The organism is Micropepsis pineolensis, assembly GCF_055392125.1.
The window spans coordinates 659,588-674,855 of the sequence record NZ_AP042408.1; the positions used below are offsets into that span (position 1 = coordinate 659,588).

General features: G+C 56.8%; 14 protein-coding genes. 6 read left to right on the forward strand and 8 right to left on the reverse strand.

The annotated features are described in order from the left end of the window. Nucleotides 1-63: 63 nt before the first annotated feature. From ACZ5RI_RS03035 to speE, 3 genes are all read right to left on the reverse strand, one after another. Nucleotides 64-282, reverse strand: coding sequence for a helix-turn-helix domain-containing protein (locus ACZ5RI_RS03035; RefSeq protein WP_464514633.1), 219 nt, complete (start codon nt 280-282; stop codon nt 64-66). A gap of 8 nt (nt 283-290) precedes the next feature. Further along, nucleotides 291-926, reverse strand: coding sequence for a DUF2975 domain-containing protein (locus ACZ5RI_RS03040; RefSeq protein ID WP_464514634.1), 636 nt, complete (start codon nt 924-926; stop codon nt 291-293). 151 nt (nt 927-1,077) lie between these two features. Continuing rightward, on the reverse strand, nt 1,078-1,950 hold the full coding sequence (gene speE / locus ACZ5RI_RS03045; RefSeq protein ID WP_464514635.1) for a polyamine aminopropyltransferase: 873 nt from the start codon (nt 1,948-1,950) through the stop codon (nt 1,078-1,080). A gap of 337 nt (nt 1,951-2,287) precedes the next feature. Between speE and speD the strand changes: the two genes are divergently transcribed. From speD to ACZ5RI_RS03060, 3 genes are all read left to right on the forward strand, one after another. Continuing rightward, nucleotides 2,288-2,764, forward strand: coding sequence for an adenosylmethionine decarboxylase (speD, locus tag ACZ5RI_RS03050; protein ID WP_464514636.1), 477 nt, complete (start codon nt 2,288-2,290; stop codon nt 2,762-2,764). Nucleotides 2,765-3,199: 435 nt separating this feature from the next. Then, a complete protein-coding gene (locus ACZ5RI_RS03055; RefSeq protein ID WP_464514637.1) occupies nt 3,200-5,113 on the forward strand; it encodes a sodium:solute symporter family protein in 1,914 nt (637 codons plus the stop codon). Nucleotides 5,114-5,226: 113 nt separating this feature from the next. Further along, the gene (locus ACZ5RI_RS03060) at nt 5,227-6,144 is read left to right on the forward strand and encodes a hypothetical protein (RefSeq protein ID WP_464514638.1); all 918 of its coding nucleotides are present in this window, start codon (nt 5,227-5,229) and stop codon (nt 6,142-6,144) included. An 82-nt stretch (nt 6,145-6,226) separates the two neighbouring features. On the opposite strand, the gene ACZ5RI_RS03065 is transcribed toward ACZ5RI_RS03060, so the two are convergent. From ACZ5RI_RS03065 to ACZ5RI_RS03075, 3 genes are all read right to left on the reverse strand, one after another. Continuing rightward, nucleotides 6,227-8,671: a glycoside hydrolase family 94 protein gene (locus tag ACZ5RI_RS03065; RefSeq protein ID WP_464514639.1), complete on the reverse strand. Its 2,445-nt coding sequence runs from the start codon at nt 8,669-8,671 to the stop codon at nt 6,227-6,229. Nucleotides 8,672-8,944: 273 nt separating this feature from the next. Then, nucleotides 8,945-10,468: a glycosyl hydrolase family 79 C-terminal domain-containing protein gene (locus ACZ5RI_RS03070; protein WP_464514640.1), complete on the reverse strand. Its 1,524-nt coding sequence runs from the start codon at nt 10,466-10,468 to the stop codon at nt 8,945-8,947. Nucleotides 10,469-10,611: 143 nt separating this feature from the next. Beyond that, nucleotides 10,612-12,015, reverse strand: coding sequence for a lytic murein transglycosylase (locus ACZ5RI_RS03075; protein ID WP_464514641.1), 1,404 nt, complete (start codon nt 12,013-12,015; stop codon nt 10,612-10,614). 180 nt (nt 12,016-12,195) lie between these two features. Here ACZ5RI_RS03075 and ykgO point away from each other — a divergent pair, with 180 nt between their 5' ends. Together ykgO and ACZ5RI_RS03085 are read left to right on the forward strand one after the other, a co-directional pair. Beyond that, on the forward strand, nt 12,196-12,321 hold the full coding sequence (ykgO, locus tag ACZ5RI_RS03080) for a type B 50S ribosomal protein L36 (protein ID WP_464514642.1): 126 nt from the start codon (nt 12,196-12,198) through the stop codon (nt 12,319-12,321). 72 nt (nt 12,322-12,393) lie between these two features. Continuing rightward, nucleotides 12,394-12,906: a tetratricopeptide repeat protein gene (locus tag ACZ5RI_RS03085; protein ID WP_464514643.1), complete on the forward strand. Its 513-nt coding sequence runs from the start codon at nt 12,394-12,396 to the stop codon at nt 12,904-12,906. 30 nt (nt 12,907-12,936) lie between these two features. On the opposite strand, the gene ACZ5RI_RS03090 is transcribed toward ACZ5RI_RS03085, so the two are convergent. Both ACZ5RI_RS03090 and rpmE read right to left on the reverse strand, forming a co-directional pair. After that, a complete protein-coding gene (locus ACZ5RI_RS03090; RefSeq protein ID WP_464514644.1) occupies nt 12,937-13,593 on the reverse strand; it encodes a TetR/AcrR family transcriptional regulator in 657 nt (218 codons plus the stop codon). Between the two features lie 198 nt (nt 13,594-13,791). Beyond that, nucleotides 13,792-14,013 carry a 50S ribosomal protein L31 gene (gene rpmE / locus ACZ5RI_RS03095; RefSeq protein WP_464514645.1) on the reverse strand — a complete coding sequence of 74 codons (222 nt, stop codon included), beginning with the start codon at nt 14,011-14,013 and terminating at the stop codon, nt 13,792-13,794. Between the two features lie 160 nt (nt 14,014-14,173). Between rpmE and ACZ5RI_RS03100 the strand changes: the two genes are divergently transcribed. After that, complete coding sequence (locus ACZ5RI_RS03100; RefSeq protein ID WP_464514646.1) at nt 14,174-15,265, forward strand: SMP-30/gluconolactonase/LRE family protein; 1,092 nt, start codon at nt 14,174-14,176, stop codon at nt 15,263-15,265. Nucleotides 15,266-15,268 lie beyond the last annotated feature (3 nt).

The following is a 15,268-nucleotide window of genomic DNA, read 5'->3' on the forward strand; positions in this document are numbered from 1 at the left end:
GCTTCGGTTACAGATAAACCCCGCAAGGTACTGCCTTGCGGGGTTTTCTTTTGCCCATGCGGATCAGGCGTCTTCATCGCCTGCAACATATTCCAGTAAGTCGCCGGGTTGGCAGTTCAGTTTATGGCACAATGCGTTCAGTGTGGAGAACCGCACCGCCTTGGCCTTGCCGGTTTTAAGGATCGACAGATTGGCCAGCGTAATGCCGACCTTGTCGGCCAGTTCGGTCAGGCTGATGCGTCGGTCCGCCATTACCTTGTCGAGGTTGAGTTTGATGGTCATGGTGGCTCTCAGACCGTCAGGTCATTTTCGCGTTTCAGGATCAGCCCCTGGCGGAACACTTCAGATAGTGCGAGGACGGCTAAACCTGTACAGAACAATGGGCTGAATACAGGGAAATTTAAAAGGACGCCTTTGACGGATGTCAGTACGTTAGCTGGATTTGCAGATCCAGCGATGTATTGCTTGTTCCATAGGTGTTCGGACCAAAGCTGCATCGTTTCCATCAGCAATGATGTAACCAGTATTACCCCAGAAACGGCGTACATCTGCTGTATCGTTTTTATTGTGAAGCTGTTTCCGGTCGAAATATTTCTGAACAGCCTGCGCATGAGTTCAAATAACATCGTCATTGCCAACGCGTTTAAAAAAACGGTTGCAATATTTAATTGTAACATATGCGTATTTTCTACTGCGGTCGTACGAAGTGTATTGTGTAATGTTTGTATGCGGGGAACTGTTTTTCCGTCAGGAGCAAATTCTATTTTTGATGTTGTTGTTATTTCTGTCTGTGCGGTTGAAGCTGAGGTGTCAGTCAGATTCCGGAAAAGAATCCAGCCGTGATGCAGCGTAACAGCTGCACAGTACAGGGTGGCTAGGCAGAAAAATCCAAAAAAGAGTGTTGCCGTCGTGCGTTTTATCTTCATCGAATTTCTCCTCTTATCGAATATCAATATACGGTATTATCGATAAACAGCAATATTTTTTATCGAAAAACAGAACATTCTAATTCAGACAAAAGAAAACCCGCACCGAACAGCTCCGACGCGGGTTTGATAAGGCAATATTTTAAAAGACTTACGGCTTTAAGCGTTCGATCCAGGCTGGCAGCGCGAAGGCAGCCCCGTGGATGGCCGGGGTATAGTAATCGGTCTTGATTTTCAGGCGGCGGAAGGCAGCGCCAGCCTTTTTGATGCCCTTGGGCGTGCCCAGGCGGCAGCCTTTGGCCGCCCAGGTCAGCGCCATGAATCCGCCGATATAACTCGGCACTACGGTCAGATAGAGGCCGGATTGCGGGAAGAAGCGCTTTAGATCGCGCAGCGTCTCGGTAACTTCCGTAGGCTGATAGAACGGCACGCCGGTCTGGAAGGTGGCAATGCCGCCCGGTTTCAGAGCCTTTTTGATGCGTTCATAGAAGGTTTCGCCGAACAGGGCTTGGCCGGGGCCGATTGGGTCGGGCCGGTCGCCGACGATCAGATCGAAGCGGGCCTTGTTTTCCTTGCGACCCAGAAATTCAAAGGCATCGGCGATTTCAATGCGGATGCGGCGGTCACGGAAGGCTTTGGCGTTAACATCGGAGAAGTATTTCTGGCACAGTTCGACCACGCGCCCGTCGATATCGACCAGCACGACTTCCTTAACGCCCTTATGTTTCAAGGCTTCATCGGCAATCGAGAGGTCGCCGCCACCGACGATCATGACCGACTTAACCTTGCCATGCTCCAGCATGGGCAGGTGGGTCAGCATCTCGGCATAGGCGCTTTCGTCCCGGTTGGTGATCTGCACCACGCCGTCCAGCGCCATGACACGACCGTTCTGAACGGTGTCAAAAATCTCGATACGCTGGTATTTCGTCTTCTCGGAGGCGAGCGGTTTACCCGTTAACGTCATCGCCTGGCTATAGCCGGGATAAAGGCGTTCTTTAAACGGAGCCGGGGCTCTGGTGGTCATGTGATCCTCCGTAGAAAAGGGAAAATGCGTGTGGATTCAAGCGCGGCGACGCAGCTTTACTCTGTCGCTGTTTACGGCCTTAAGGGGGCTGGGTGCAAGCGTTCTGGCCCTTTTGGGGGCTGGCGGACAACCGCTTGGTAAACCTCGTGCAAAGTTTTTTTGACGGTGACGCACAAATTTCTTGCATAGGGGGGGGGTACGCCTATATTTCGCCCCTGCTTTCTACGGAAAGCGAAGCGGCGAGACGGCCTTCCGTCGCGCCGCTTTCTTCTTGAGGCGCCCCCCGTCGTGAGATGTGGGGCACAGGTGTCAACGCTCTGAGAGGGTAGGTGCCAGAATGGCTCGACTCGAACTCGTGGCGGCGATCAATGAAGCAAAAGCGCCTTGCGCTCGCGCTTCGGCGAGGACCGTTCCGGTTCCTATTCCCCCTGGGGATGAGGACCGCAAGGACCACTTCATCACACGTAACGGACTGACCTATGCGGGAAGTCACCTGATAATCGATTTATGGGACGCCGAAGGTCTCGACGACCGGGACAGAATCGAACAGGCGATGATTAATGCAGTGAAAGCAGCCGGGGCAACCCTGTTGCATATTCATCTGCATCGGTTTTCCGATGGTGGCGGCATTTCTGGTGTCGCAGTGCTGGCGGAAAGCCACATCAGTGTTCATACATGGCCGGAAAAAGGCTACGCCGCCTTTGACGTGTTCATGTGTGGCGATGCCGAACCGAAAAAAGCTTTGGATGTATTCAAGGCGGCTTTCAATCCGGGCCGGCTAGTCATCGGCGAACATAAGCGCGGCGTGCTGTAATCAGCCTCAAAGCGCGAGTTTCTTAAAAAGACGGAAAGGCAGCAACGCTTTTCCGTCTTTTTGCTTTTGTCGCCTTGATCCGTAGGCGGAGCGGTCACCGGATTGAAGTTAGTTTATCTCCCGACAGGGTTGCGCGTAGCGCGCGGGATGTGCGCCTTTCCCCGTGGCGGTTTGACGCCCGTCGCTGCCCGCTCTGGTGTAGTCAAGGGTGGCTTTCTGTGCGGCATTAACGCAATTGTGCCAATGATTTAGCCAAAAATTACAAATTGTGGTAAACTTTTAGTTGCGTTTTTGTGGCGGCAGTGCGGTAGATAGCGCAAAGACAATCGCAATGTGCGTGGGGGTAGGTGCTTGACTAGCGCTGTCATCCGGTGACAAATCCGCTCCGTCTCACGCATTATTTCATAAATGCAACGTGCCCCAGGGGGAAGAGCAGTGAACCAGATCACTCTGCAAGGAATAGACATAGCCATCATTGTGGCGTTCCTCGCCGTTTCCGTTTTGCTTGGCTATTGGGTATCCAAACGCGCGTCGCGGGACACCAAGTCGTACTTTCTGGGCGGCAATGTGCTGCCCTGGTACGTGCTGGGTGTTTCCAACGCGTCCGGTATGTTCGATGTCGCCGGCACCATGCTGCTGGTCTATTGGATGTTCATCTACGGTCTGAAAAGCGTTTGGATCCCGTGGATGTGGCCGGTTTTCAACCAGATATTCCTGATGATGTTCATGTCAGGCTGGCTGCGCCGTTCCGGTGTCACCACCGGTGCCGAATGGATCAAGTTCCGTTTTGGCGACAATAAAGGCGCTCAGCTGTCGCACATCATCGTGGTGATCTTTGCGCTGGTCTGCGTCATCAGCTTCTTCACCTATGGCTTCAAGGGCATCGGCAAGTTCGCCGTCGAATTCCTGCCCTGGCATCTGTCAGCCGATCCGGTAACCAACGCCAATCTGTATGCGTTGATCCTGATGGGCATCACCGCGCTGTACGTGGTTAAGGGCGGCATGTTCTCGGTGGTGATCACCGAGGTGATGCAGTTCTGCCTGCTGTCGATTGCGGCCATCGCCATTGGCGTCATCGCCATGACCACGGTCACGCCGGAAGTCGTCCATGCCTCGATCCCTGCCGGGTGGGATAATATTTTCTTCGGCTGGAAAACCGGGCTCGACTGGTCACACCTTATTCCGGCGGCCAACGCTAAGATTGCCGAGGATGGTTCGACCCTGTTCGGCCTTCTGTTCATGATGTACCTGATGAAGGGCGTGCTTGTTTCGGCTGCCGGTCCGGCCCCGAACTATGACATGCAGCGCATCCTGTCGACGCGTAACCCGCGTGAAGCCTGCCTGATGAGCGCGGTGGTGAACGTTGTGCTCAACGTGCCGCGTTATTTCATGGTGGCGGGCCTGGCCATTCTGGCGCTGGCCTTCTATTCGACCACCATCAACACCATGGGCACCAAGATGGACTTCGAGCAGATTCTGCCCGACGCCCTGGCCCGTTTTGTTCCTGTTGGCCTCCTGGGCATCACGGTTGCCGGTCTTCTGGCCGCCTTCATGTCCAACTTCGCCGCAACGGTGAACGCGGCCCCGCCGTACATCGTCAACGATATCTATCGCCGCTTTATCAATCCCAACGCTGACGAGAAGTTCTGCGTCCGCCTGTCGATTGCTTCGTCGATTGCTATTGTGATCATCGGCATCTGCATCGGCTGGTTCATCACCTCGATCAACAATGTCGTGGGTTGGATCACCTCGGCGCTATGGGGCGGTTATGCGGCTGCCAACCTGATCAAGTGGTTCTGGTGGCGCTTCAACGGCTTTGGCTATTTCTGGGGCATGGTCTCCGGCATTGCCGCGGCACTGATCCTGCCGTTCCTGCTTCCGGCAGATTTACAGGCAGCCTGGCTGGCGTCCACGACGGGCTTCCTGCACGACTTCCTGACCCTGCCGAGCGCTCTGGTCTGCTTCCCGGCGATCCTGTGCATCTCGCTGATCGGCTGTCTGGCCGGTACGCTGCTGACCCCGCCGGAAAAAGACGAAGTGCTGATCCACTTCTACAGGAAGACCCGTCCATGGGGCTTCTGGGGCCCGGTGTTGCGTAAGATCCGCGAGACCGAGCCGGGCTTCCAGCCCAATGGTGACTTCTGGCGCGATATGTTCAACGTCGTCATTGGCATCATCTGGCAGTCTTCGCTGGTGGCGATGCCGATCTACTTCGTCATCCGTGAAAATGACCGGGCGGCTATTGCCCTGGCGGTCGTGGTGGTCACATCGCTGATCCTGAAGTTCACCTGGCTTGACCATCTCAAGGTGGCCTATCCGGATGAACCCAAGCCGGCTGCGGCCGAGTAAGGGACACTCCTGAGAGCGTGAAAAAGGGGCTGCCTCGGCAGCCCCTTTTTTATTGATTGACAGGTCAATTTTAGCGTGTGAACAGGATGTCTGTCGGTACGCTTGGGGGGGCCATGTCTCGCAAAGAGTTAAATTTCCGCATATGGCGTTTGTATGTGCCGGTTTGCGTAGTCATACTTCTTTGCACCTCACTTTATGGCGTCAGATGCTATTTCAGTGAAATGCAGGGTTGGCAGGATGTGGACCGTTGGGAGTCAACGGTATTCGTTCCTGCTGGTATCGGATTTCTAGTTTCTACTGCGCTGATATTATTTACTCCCTGCCACAAGCTGCTTCCGGGCAAGTATTCCAGTTTGTCTCCGGGCTCTGCGCTCATCTTGGCTCACCCTTGGCTGGCACCATTCTTATGGATCCTGATCCCTCTCACTTTTTCGATGGGGATGGCAGAAGTCTATATCTCCAGTTTCGCCGGGTCCGTGGCGCATGTGGATGATTTTTCAAAAGTCGCGAATGTCCCAAAAGCGAAATACTTTTTTGTTGATAGGCAATGTTTTGATCTAACCCGTAAGGTCTCGGGCATAGGGTATGATAATCGCCGAAGTATCTTCTCTCCGAGCATATTATATTGGCAGGCGATGCCGCCCTGTTCATCCGATGTACAGACCAATGCGACACAAGTATGGGTTGGTTGGCTTTCAAAAGAAACTATTTCAGCGCTAACACTAACGGCGGTCGAGAATAGTAGTTTGGCCGATAAATACAGCCAACAAATGGATAAGGAAGTATACGCAGAACTCCTCTCGGGGTACCGTTATTTCGAGCGGTGGTCGGTTTCTGAAGACCAGAAAGGTTTCTTTCGGATATTGCCGTCTAGCACAACAGGAAAGATTATTTTACTGCGACCGTACCGTCAGCCGTTCAATAACCGTTCTGGATTATGGCTGCTTTGGTTTGTTCTCAGTATCTTGGGCTCCATGGCATTCTGGCTTTGGGTTGCTCTAAAAGGTAAATTAGAAGACGGATGGGAATAAAAAAAAGGGGCTGCGGATGCAGCCCCTTTTCGTTTTCCGCCCTTCGTCCTTCGGCAAGCTCAGGACGAGGTGAGGGAAGTCTTTATTCGCCCAGCGTCGCGATGACCTTGATGGTCTTGGCGGACTGCGGCGGGACCAGGTTGCCCTCAATCGCCTTGCCGTCCACCGTCAGGCTGACCTTGTTACCGGCCCCGACGCGTTTGACTTCGATGTCATAGGTCACGCCGCGGAAGGTGCGGGATGCGGTGAAGCCGGTCCAGCGTTCCGGGATAACCGGCGCAATGCGCAGGCCTTCATATTCCGGACGGATACCGAGGATCCACTGCGTCGCCGCATAATAGGTCCACGCTGCCGTGCCGGTCAGCCAGCTGTTTTTGGCTTCGCCATGGGTCGGGGCATCGCGGCCCGCGATCATTTGGGCGAAGACATAGGGTTCCAGACGGTGCACATCGCTCATCGGCTCGCGCGCGGCCGGATTGATGCGGGAGTAATAGTCAAACGCCTGATCGCCATGGCCCAGCATGGTCTCGGCAATGATGACCCACGGGTTGTTGTGGCAGAAGATACCAGCGTTTTCCTTGTATCCCGGCGGATAGGACGAGATCTCGCCATATTCCGGATAGTAGTGCGTGTATGCCGGCTGCAGGATGACGATGCCATGCGGCGTGGCCAGATACTTCTTCACCGACTCCAGCGCCTTTTCAGCCTTGCCGTCATCAATGCCGATGCCGGAGAGGATGCAGAAGCCCTGCGGTTCGATGTAGATCTTGCCTTCTTCGTTTTCCTTGGAGCCGATTTTGCCGCCGTTGGCATCATAGGCACGCAGGAACCATTCGCCGTCCCAGCCGAACTTACGCACGGCTTCATCCATCTTCTTCGACAGATCGCGATAGGTTTTTTCGTCCTGCGACTGCTTATGATACTTGGCGATGTCGGCCAGTTCCTTGGTCGAAAGCACCATCAGGCCGCCGATGAAGACGGATTCTGCGGTCTTGCCGTCGGTGTTGCCCTTCAGGCACTGGAAGGACTGACCCGGCTCGTTCGAGAAGCAGTTGAGGTTGAGGCAGTCGTTCCAGTCGGCCTGACCGATCAGCGGCAGACCGTGCGGACCCATATTGTCGAGTGCGTACTGGATGGAGCGGCGTAAGTGCTCGTACAGCGGAACTTCCGTGCCGTCCTTGCAGTCGAAACGGACCTGCTCATCCAGGATCGAGAAATCGCCGGTTTCCTTGAGGTAGGCCGCCACGCCGATAATCAGCCAGTGCGGATCATCGTTGAAACCGCCGCCGATATCATTGTTCCCCATCTTGGTCATCGGCTGGTACTGATGATAGGCCCCGCCGGTGGACAGCTGGGTGCCCGCGATGTCGAGAATACGCTCGCGCGCACGTTCCGGCACCATGTGGACGAAGCCGAGCAGATCCTGATTGGAGTCGCGGAAGCCAAGGCCACGGCCAATACCCGATTCAAAGGTGGAGGCAGAACGCGACATGTTGAACGTCGCCATGCACTGATAGGCGTTCCACACGTTGACCATGCGGTCGGTGCTCTTGTCCGGCGATGAAACCTGATACTTGCCGAGCAGATTATCCCAGTGCTTTTTCAGCTCTTCAAACGCGGCATCGGCCTTTTCGATCGAACGGTATTCCGCGATCTTCGGCTTGACGAACGCCTTGTTCAGAACCTGAGACTGCGGCGGATCGAACTTCTGATCCTTCGGGTTCTCGAAATAGCCCAGCACATACTGAATGCGTTTTTCCTCGCCCGGCTGCAGAACGATTTTGATCTGGGTCGCGGCAACCGGCGACCAGCCATTGGCAAAGGAATTGGCGCAACGGCCTTCCACAACCGCACGCGGGGCATCCCAGCCCTGCCAGGCCCCCAGGAAGTCTTCACGCTGCGTGTCATAGCCGTCGAGCTTTTCGGACGTGGCGAACCAGGCGAAGTGGTTGCGGCGTTCGCGGTATTCGGTCTTGTGATAGATGACTTCGTCGTCGATCTCGACCTGACCGGTGGAGAAGTTGCGCTGGAAGTTCAGCGAGTCATCATTGGCGTCCCACAGGCAGAATTCGACCGAGGAAAACAGCGAGAGCTCAACCGGTTCCTGACGCTCGTTCTTCACGGTAGTCTGCCAGATTTCCATCGTCTCGCCCAGCGGCACGAAATAGCGCGTGCTGGCGGAAATGCCGTTGCGACGGGAGGAAATGACGCTGTAGCCCATGCCATGGCGGCAAGTGAAGTCTTCCACCTTGCTGCGTGTCGGCATCCAGGACGGCGACCAGAAATCGCCGGTGGCGTTATCGCGGACATAGATATAACGGCCGCCGAAATCGGACGGCACGTTGTTATAGCGGCCGCGGGTGATGCGGCGCAGGCGCGCGTCACGGTAATAGGAATAGCCACCACCAGTCGCCGACAGGATACCGAAATACCCTTCGCAGCCGATGTAGTTGATCCAAGGCAGCGGTGTATCCGGCCTGGTGATCACATATTCCCGCTTCTTGTCGTCGAAATAGCCGTATTTCATGGCAAAGACTTCCCGTTCGTTACTAAATCCCTGTGGGGAGTGTGGTCCGAAAAAACCGGCCACGAGCCGGATCAACCCAGACCGCCCAATCTTCTGTTCCTCTACCTTTGCGTTCGGTATCGGCTTGATGCGATTTGAGGGCTACAAAAGCGCGCTGTCCGAGCTATGACAGCGCTGTACATCACATTATCTTAGCAATGTCTAGCCCGCGTAAAAAGCGAAACTGAGCCCGTTAATCCTGTTTTTTTCACATTTCGCGCGGGGTGTGCCCGCTTATGCCATCAGCCGCAATAACAGCGCGCTCGACTGCGGCAATCTGACGATGGTTTGCCCCGGTTTCACGGCGATGTGTCGCACGGTTTTTTCCTGCCATTTGGCACTGCCTGCGGCCACTTCTGACCCGGCAAAGTTGATCCCGTCGGTCGCGTTTAAAGACGGTCCGGTCAAGGTCAAGGCTTCTATCTGGCTCAAGGGTTGTGGGATGCTCAGGCTGACATCAACGCCCCGTCCCGGCTCCTTGTTAAACAGGGCGATCTGATAGCCCTTGCCGCGTTGGGCGGCATAGGCCGTAACGTTGGCTGGGGCTGGCCCCCCCGTGAGCTGGCAACCGATCAGCTGGCTGCCGGCAAAACATTCCGCCAGCATCATGCCATAGTAGAGCGGGCGGGCGGAAAAGCCGACGCTCTGGTTTCCGGCAATGGGGGCGTAAAAGGCACCCAGCTTGGCAATTTCGCGGTCATGGTCGGTGAAGGCCCCTGGCAGCTTGCCACCCAGACTGGCGGCAATCGCCGCGCCCGAACCACAGTGGAAATTCACCCCGGTGGCACCATGGGCCGCCATGTCGAGCATGTAATCGCCACCCCACAGCGCGGCGGCCAGCGCGTTGCTCATCCCGGCCTTGCCGCCACGGTAACAGCTGTTGCCCTCAGTCATGCGATAGCCAACACCGGCAGCAGCGATCGCCGGGGCAATCTCGGCCATGCGTTTGGCCACCGCGCCACTGGTGTGCATCAAGCCTTCGGGGGTGACCTTGGGATTGTCGGGCGGACCCGAGGCGTAATAATGGCCGCTTAAGCCAAACAGCCTTTGCCCGATGCGCTTTTTAGCCTCGGCACCAAAGCGCACGATCCATTCGGAATTAGCCCCGACATCTGGCCCACCGAAGCGGGCGTTTGGGACAACCGCGCTGATGGCGTTGGCCATCGTCGTCCATTCATTCAGGTAATCGGGAAAGTCCCAGCCTGCCGGGCGCAGCATATTGTTGGCTTCACGATAAAAGTCGGGCTCGTTCCCGATCTGGAAATAGAGCAGCCGCCCACCCAGCGCTTTGGCAACAAAATTGGCTTCGACGGCGTTACGCTCCGGTGTGCCGGTGCCGAAATTGAAGCCCCAGATGCAGCGCCAGCCGCAGGCATCGAGAAAGCCGCGCAACCGCTCAACCGCCATCGGTTCTATGGCGTAGAAATTCTGCGGCATCCAGTTGTCGGCCCGACCCTGACCAACGGTTTTGATCACCGGCGGGGTCTGATCGGCTTTAGTTTTCCACCAGCAGAACTCGCTTGAATTGCCGCCGATGCGCAAAATGCCGTTGCGGCTTAAGCGGCGCAGAATGGCCACCAGACTGGTATTGTCCGCGCTGAAGTAACTCGGGTCTGTCAGCTGCATCTTCTCGACGCTGATACCGGTAAAATCCACTGGCATGTGGGCCAGGATCTTGCCCGGCTCTAGATTCAGGCGCATCGGGGCGGCACCCGCAGCAAGGACATTGTTGTCTCCGGCCAGCATCAGTCCGGCCATAGCTGCCCCTGCACCCAAAAGATGCCGTCGATCTATCTGCATGATTTATCCATTCCCCGAATACACGTTATGGGGGGACACTAGCACCGCATTAACCAACAGGCAGCACCCCTGCACGCTTTTGTGTTTCAGCGTTGGTGGGGTTACGGTTCGGGCGGGGCTTGCCCGGGGGCATCGGCTGGCGCCGGGTTGTCTGCTGTGGTGGGCGGCTGTGTGTCCGATGGTGGTGTGGCTGGCGGCGTGGGGGCTGTGACGGTTTGCACCAGCGGCCCTCCGGTTAACCGTAACAGTAGGCCATGACTGGCAAAGCCGTCGGCGGGTAAACCATTTTCCTGTTGATAGGCGCGAATGGCCACGCGTGTGTTGCTGCCGATCACCCCGTCGATCACCCCAACGGCAAAGCCCTCGCGCACCAGCGCTTGTTGCAGGGTGATGCGCTGGGCTTTTGACATCGGTGGTTCGTTACGGGGCCAGCCGGCAACTAGCGGTCCCTGGCCTTCGATTCGGTCGGCCAGCCGGCACACTGCCAAAGCATAGGCGGCGGCAGCGTTGTATTTCATCACCACACGGAAATTGGGCAGTACCAGAAAGATCGGCCCTTGCGCCCCGGCGGGAATGAAGATCGCTCCCGGCCCTGCGCCGGTGAGTGGGCTGCCATCGGCCTTGCGCACCCCGCGGGCGGCCCAGTCGGCAATGCTGCGCAGATGTTCTAGGTCAGCGGTTTCATAGGAGAAGCCTGCGGGCAGTATTACCTCATAGCCCCAGGGCTGCCCGCGCTGCCAGCCATAGGCGGCCAGCAGGTTGGCGGTCGATGCCAGTGCATCGGCGGAGGAGTGCCATAAGTCGATGACGCCATCGCCGTCGCCATCGATGCCACGTTCCAGAAAGCTGGTGGGGACGAACTGAGTTTGGCCGAAGGCCCCGGCCCAGGACGAGGTCATTCCGGCAGGGTCAAGGCCCTGGCGATCAACCATTTTCAGCGCGGCGATCAGCTGGCTGCGGGCAAAAAGGGTGCGGGGGCCGGCATAGGCCAGTGACGCCAGCGCGGCGAACATATTGTAGTGCCCGCTGACTTTACCAAAGTCGGTCTCGTTGCCCCAGATCGAGACAAGAATCGCTTTGGATACGCCATAGCGCGCCTCTAGCCCGGCGAGCAGTGCGGCGTTTTCAGCGATTCGGGCCTTGCCGGTGGTAATCCGGGGCAGCACGGCATCGTCGACATAGGCCCAGATTGGTTTGACGAATTCCGGCTGACTGACAGTGTGGGCGGGAATGTGTGGGTTGAATGTTACGCCATCCAACGCGGCATCATAGGTGGCGGCTGACACGCCGGCGGCCAGCGCAATTGGTCTAAAGTCCTGAATAAATTTACGGAAATCGCGTTGCTCGGGGATCAGCTCGAGCGATAGCGCCAGGGGGGCTGGCCTCTGTGGGGCGACCGGTGGGGGCGGTGTATGGCTGGCGCAGCCCGCAACCAGCAGGCTGAAACCCAGCGCCAGATAAAGGCGTTGCGATGGGGTCCGTGATGCGCCGTGGCCGCTTGGCAATTCCCTGCTCCCGAAGAATTTGGTCCTGTTTGCCACAAAAAAACGCGGCAGTGGATGGCAATTTGGCAAGATTTCCCGACTCGTAGCGGTTGACAGGCGAGCCTGCCGCGACTAGCTTGCGCGCCTCTTTTAAGGGCCATCCGGCGGGGTGTCCTGCCATAACTGTTATAAGGGCGTGTCATGAAAATCCGTAATTCTCTGCGTTCGCTCAAAGTGCGCGACAAGGACTGCCGCGTCATCCGCCGCCGCGGTCGTACCTACGTCATCAACAAGAAGAACCCGCGCTTTAAAGCGCGTCAGGGCTAAACGCTGCTGTTACAGCGGCGTCCGGCAAGGCTAGGCCTTATGCGCTGGACCCTTTTTTTCTTGATTATACTGATGACACTGCCCGCTTCGGCGGGCAGTGGTGCATCTGGCGACCCGCTGGGCGGGCAGATGGTTCTGCTCCGCAGCGCCAGCGATGATGCAACGGCCCGCGGGCTCGAGCATGATATTCTCGCCGGATTCCGCCATTCCGGTAGCCCCAGTGTTGATCTTATTCTGACCCGTGCGACAATTGCCGATTCGACCGGCGACCACGATACCGCTTTGCAACTGGCCAACACTCTGGTCCAGCTTGCCCCCGGTTTTGCCGAAGGCTGGCGCCTCAGCGCGACGATCCTGCGGGAAAAAGGCGACCGGCCCGGTGCCATGGCCGCCTTGCATAAAGCCGTGGCGCTGAACCCGCGCCATTTCGCGGCGCTGGCCGAGCTGGCCGAACTTTGCGCCATAAGCGGCGATGGTGCGGCGGCGCAGATGTATTACAGGCAGGTGCAGGTTCTGGCCCCACGTTTCAGCGGCATTGCCGAGCGAATCGCCCAGGTGGCGCGCCTGGCGCATCCGCCCAAATAAGGCTCTGGTTTCTCAAAACGCACTGAAAATTTAAGATGCTTTGCTCATCGATTGCAGGCCGCTTAAGATCAGGTTGGAGACGAAATCGGCGGCTTCTGCCGAATCGATCGTATCGCGTAATATCATGCGGCGTGACACTTCCAGCACCGCTCCGACGATCGCCGCCATCAGATAATCTGCGTCGACTTTCGGGATTAGGCCGCTTGCCATCGCCTGCTCAAGGTCCTGACGCAGTTCCTCAAAACCGGCGATAACTTCTGGTGTGTCGAGGCGCAATTGCGCGGTGACTCCCGCACGGATCAGGCGGTGATTGTCTTTTTCCGTAGCGATATAGTCGAAATAAATCCGGATTGTGTCGGAAAGAAAGGCCTTGATCGTTGTGGCGTTCTGGCGGGCCTCGCGTAGGCGCGGGCGGATGGTCAGTGCCACTTCGGCGCGTAAGGCCTGATAGACCTCTTCTTTTGACTTGAAGTAGTTGTAAAAGGTGCCCGACGCCAGCGGTGTGGCCCGGATGATGTCACGCACCGTGGTGGCGCCATAGCCCATATCGGCAAAAACCTGACGGGCAGCGTTTAGAATGGTCTGCCGGTTCTGGGTTTTGGTCAGCTCGCGCTTGCCCGACAGTGCCGCGTGGCTGCTGTCTGCGTGCTCGGCTGTTGGTTCAATTCTGTCTGAAATGTTGTTCATGCCCTGATGCCTTGGCTTTAAAAGGTCTGGGTTAATGCCTGACGCAGTGTCCAGCGACGAGAGTCGTCGCTTCCTGAATCGGCGTCAAAATTTATCGTCGATTAAGATAAAAAAAGAATAAAATATGATTTATTAGGGCATAAAATAACCGCCGGATCCAGCGTTTCAGCGGATGCCGGCGGCTACTGGCAGGCGTACTTATTTCACAAACTGAGCGAACTTCTTATTGAAGCGCGACAGGCGGCCACCACGGTCAAGCAGCTGCTGCTGACCACCGGTCCAGGCCGGATGAGAAGCCGGGTCGATGTCCAGCGTCATCTTGGCATCAGCTTCGCCCCACGTCGTGCGTGTGCGATAGGTGCTCCCGTCATTCAGTTGTACGGTAACAAAGTGATAATCGGGATGGATGCCTTTTTTCATGACCTACGGCCTCTGTATCTTTTAGGAGGGGGGCTTATAAGGGATCCAACCGTTTTCTGCAAGGCTCAAAGATCGTGCCCTTGCCAAGAAAACCACGCAGGCCATGAAACCCGGGCATCTGGTCCTATATTTATAGGGCAAATGTCACCAGGAGACGTCGATGATTCCATCCAAACCCGCGCCGTGGCGCCGTATGGCGCTGACCGGGTGCGCCCTTGTCGCGGTTCTGGTGGCTGGGGCTGTTTTCCACAGCCTTTTGGCCCATGGCGTGTTCAATGCGGTTGAATCCAGTTTTGCTGGCCAGTGCCGCGTGGTGGCAGGCCCCGCCGGGCCGGAAGATATTGCGCTCGATCCGGTGAGTAAAATGGCGATTCTGTCTGCCACTGACCGCCGTGCGCTAAAAAATGGCAAGCCGTCTAAGGCCGACGGGCTTTATGCCTATGCCTATGGTGTGGCCGGGGCTCGGCCGGTCAAACTCAGCGGTACGCCGGCTAATTTCCACCCCCATGGCATCAGCCTGTATCGTGGTGCCGATGGCAAGCTGACGCTGTATGTCATCAATCATCCGTATAAGGCGCAAAATGCCATCGTCACCTTTGGCGTGACCATTGCGGACGGCAAAGTGCAGCTGAATGAAACCGGCTTCATCGGCAGTGATCTGCTCAAAAGCCCCAACGCCATCGCCGCCGTGGACGAAGCGCGCTTCTATGTCGTCAATGACCATACCGTCAGCAGCGATGCCGGGCGCTGGCTGGATGACAATCTGTCCTTGCCGCGGGCCGATGCGCTCTATTTCGACAGTACCAAATTTGCTGTGGCGGCCAACCGGCTCAACTTTCCCAATGGGATCGTGGTGTCGCCAGATGGTCGCTTTGTTTATATTGCCGAAAAATTCGCCCGCCGGATTGTGGCTTTCGAGCGCGATCCGTTCCTGGGCCGCTTAAAGAATATCGGCGAGCTGGCGATCCCGGCCAACCTCGACAATCTGCGTCTGGGTGACGACGGGGCATTGTGGGTCAGTGGTACACCCAAAGCCTATGCGTTATCGGATTATCGCCATGACCCGGCTAAGGTGGCGCCTTCGGTGGTCTATCGCGTCAGCCTGCAGGATGGTCTGCCCACATCGTTCGAGCAGATTTTCGCCGACAGCGGGGCGCACATCAGTGGTTCCTCGGTCGGGGCTTTTGCCAACGGCCATCTGCTGATCGGCTCGGCTTTCGACACCAAGATTATGGATTGTTCGACGCGCTAAAGG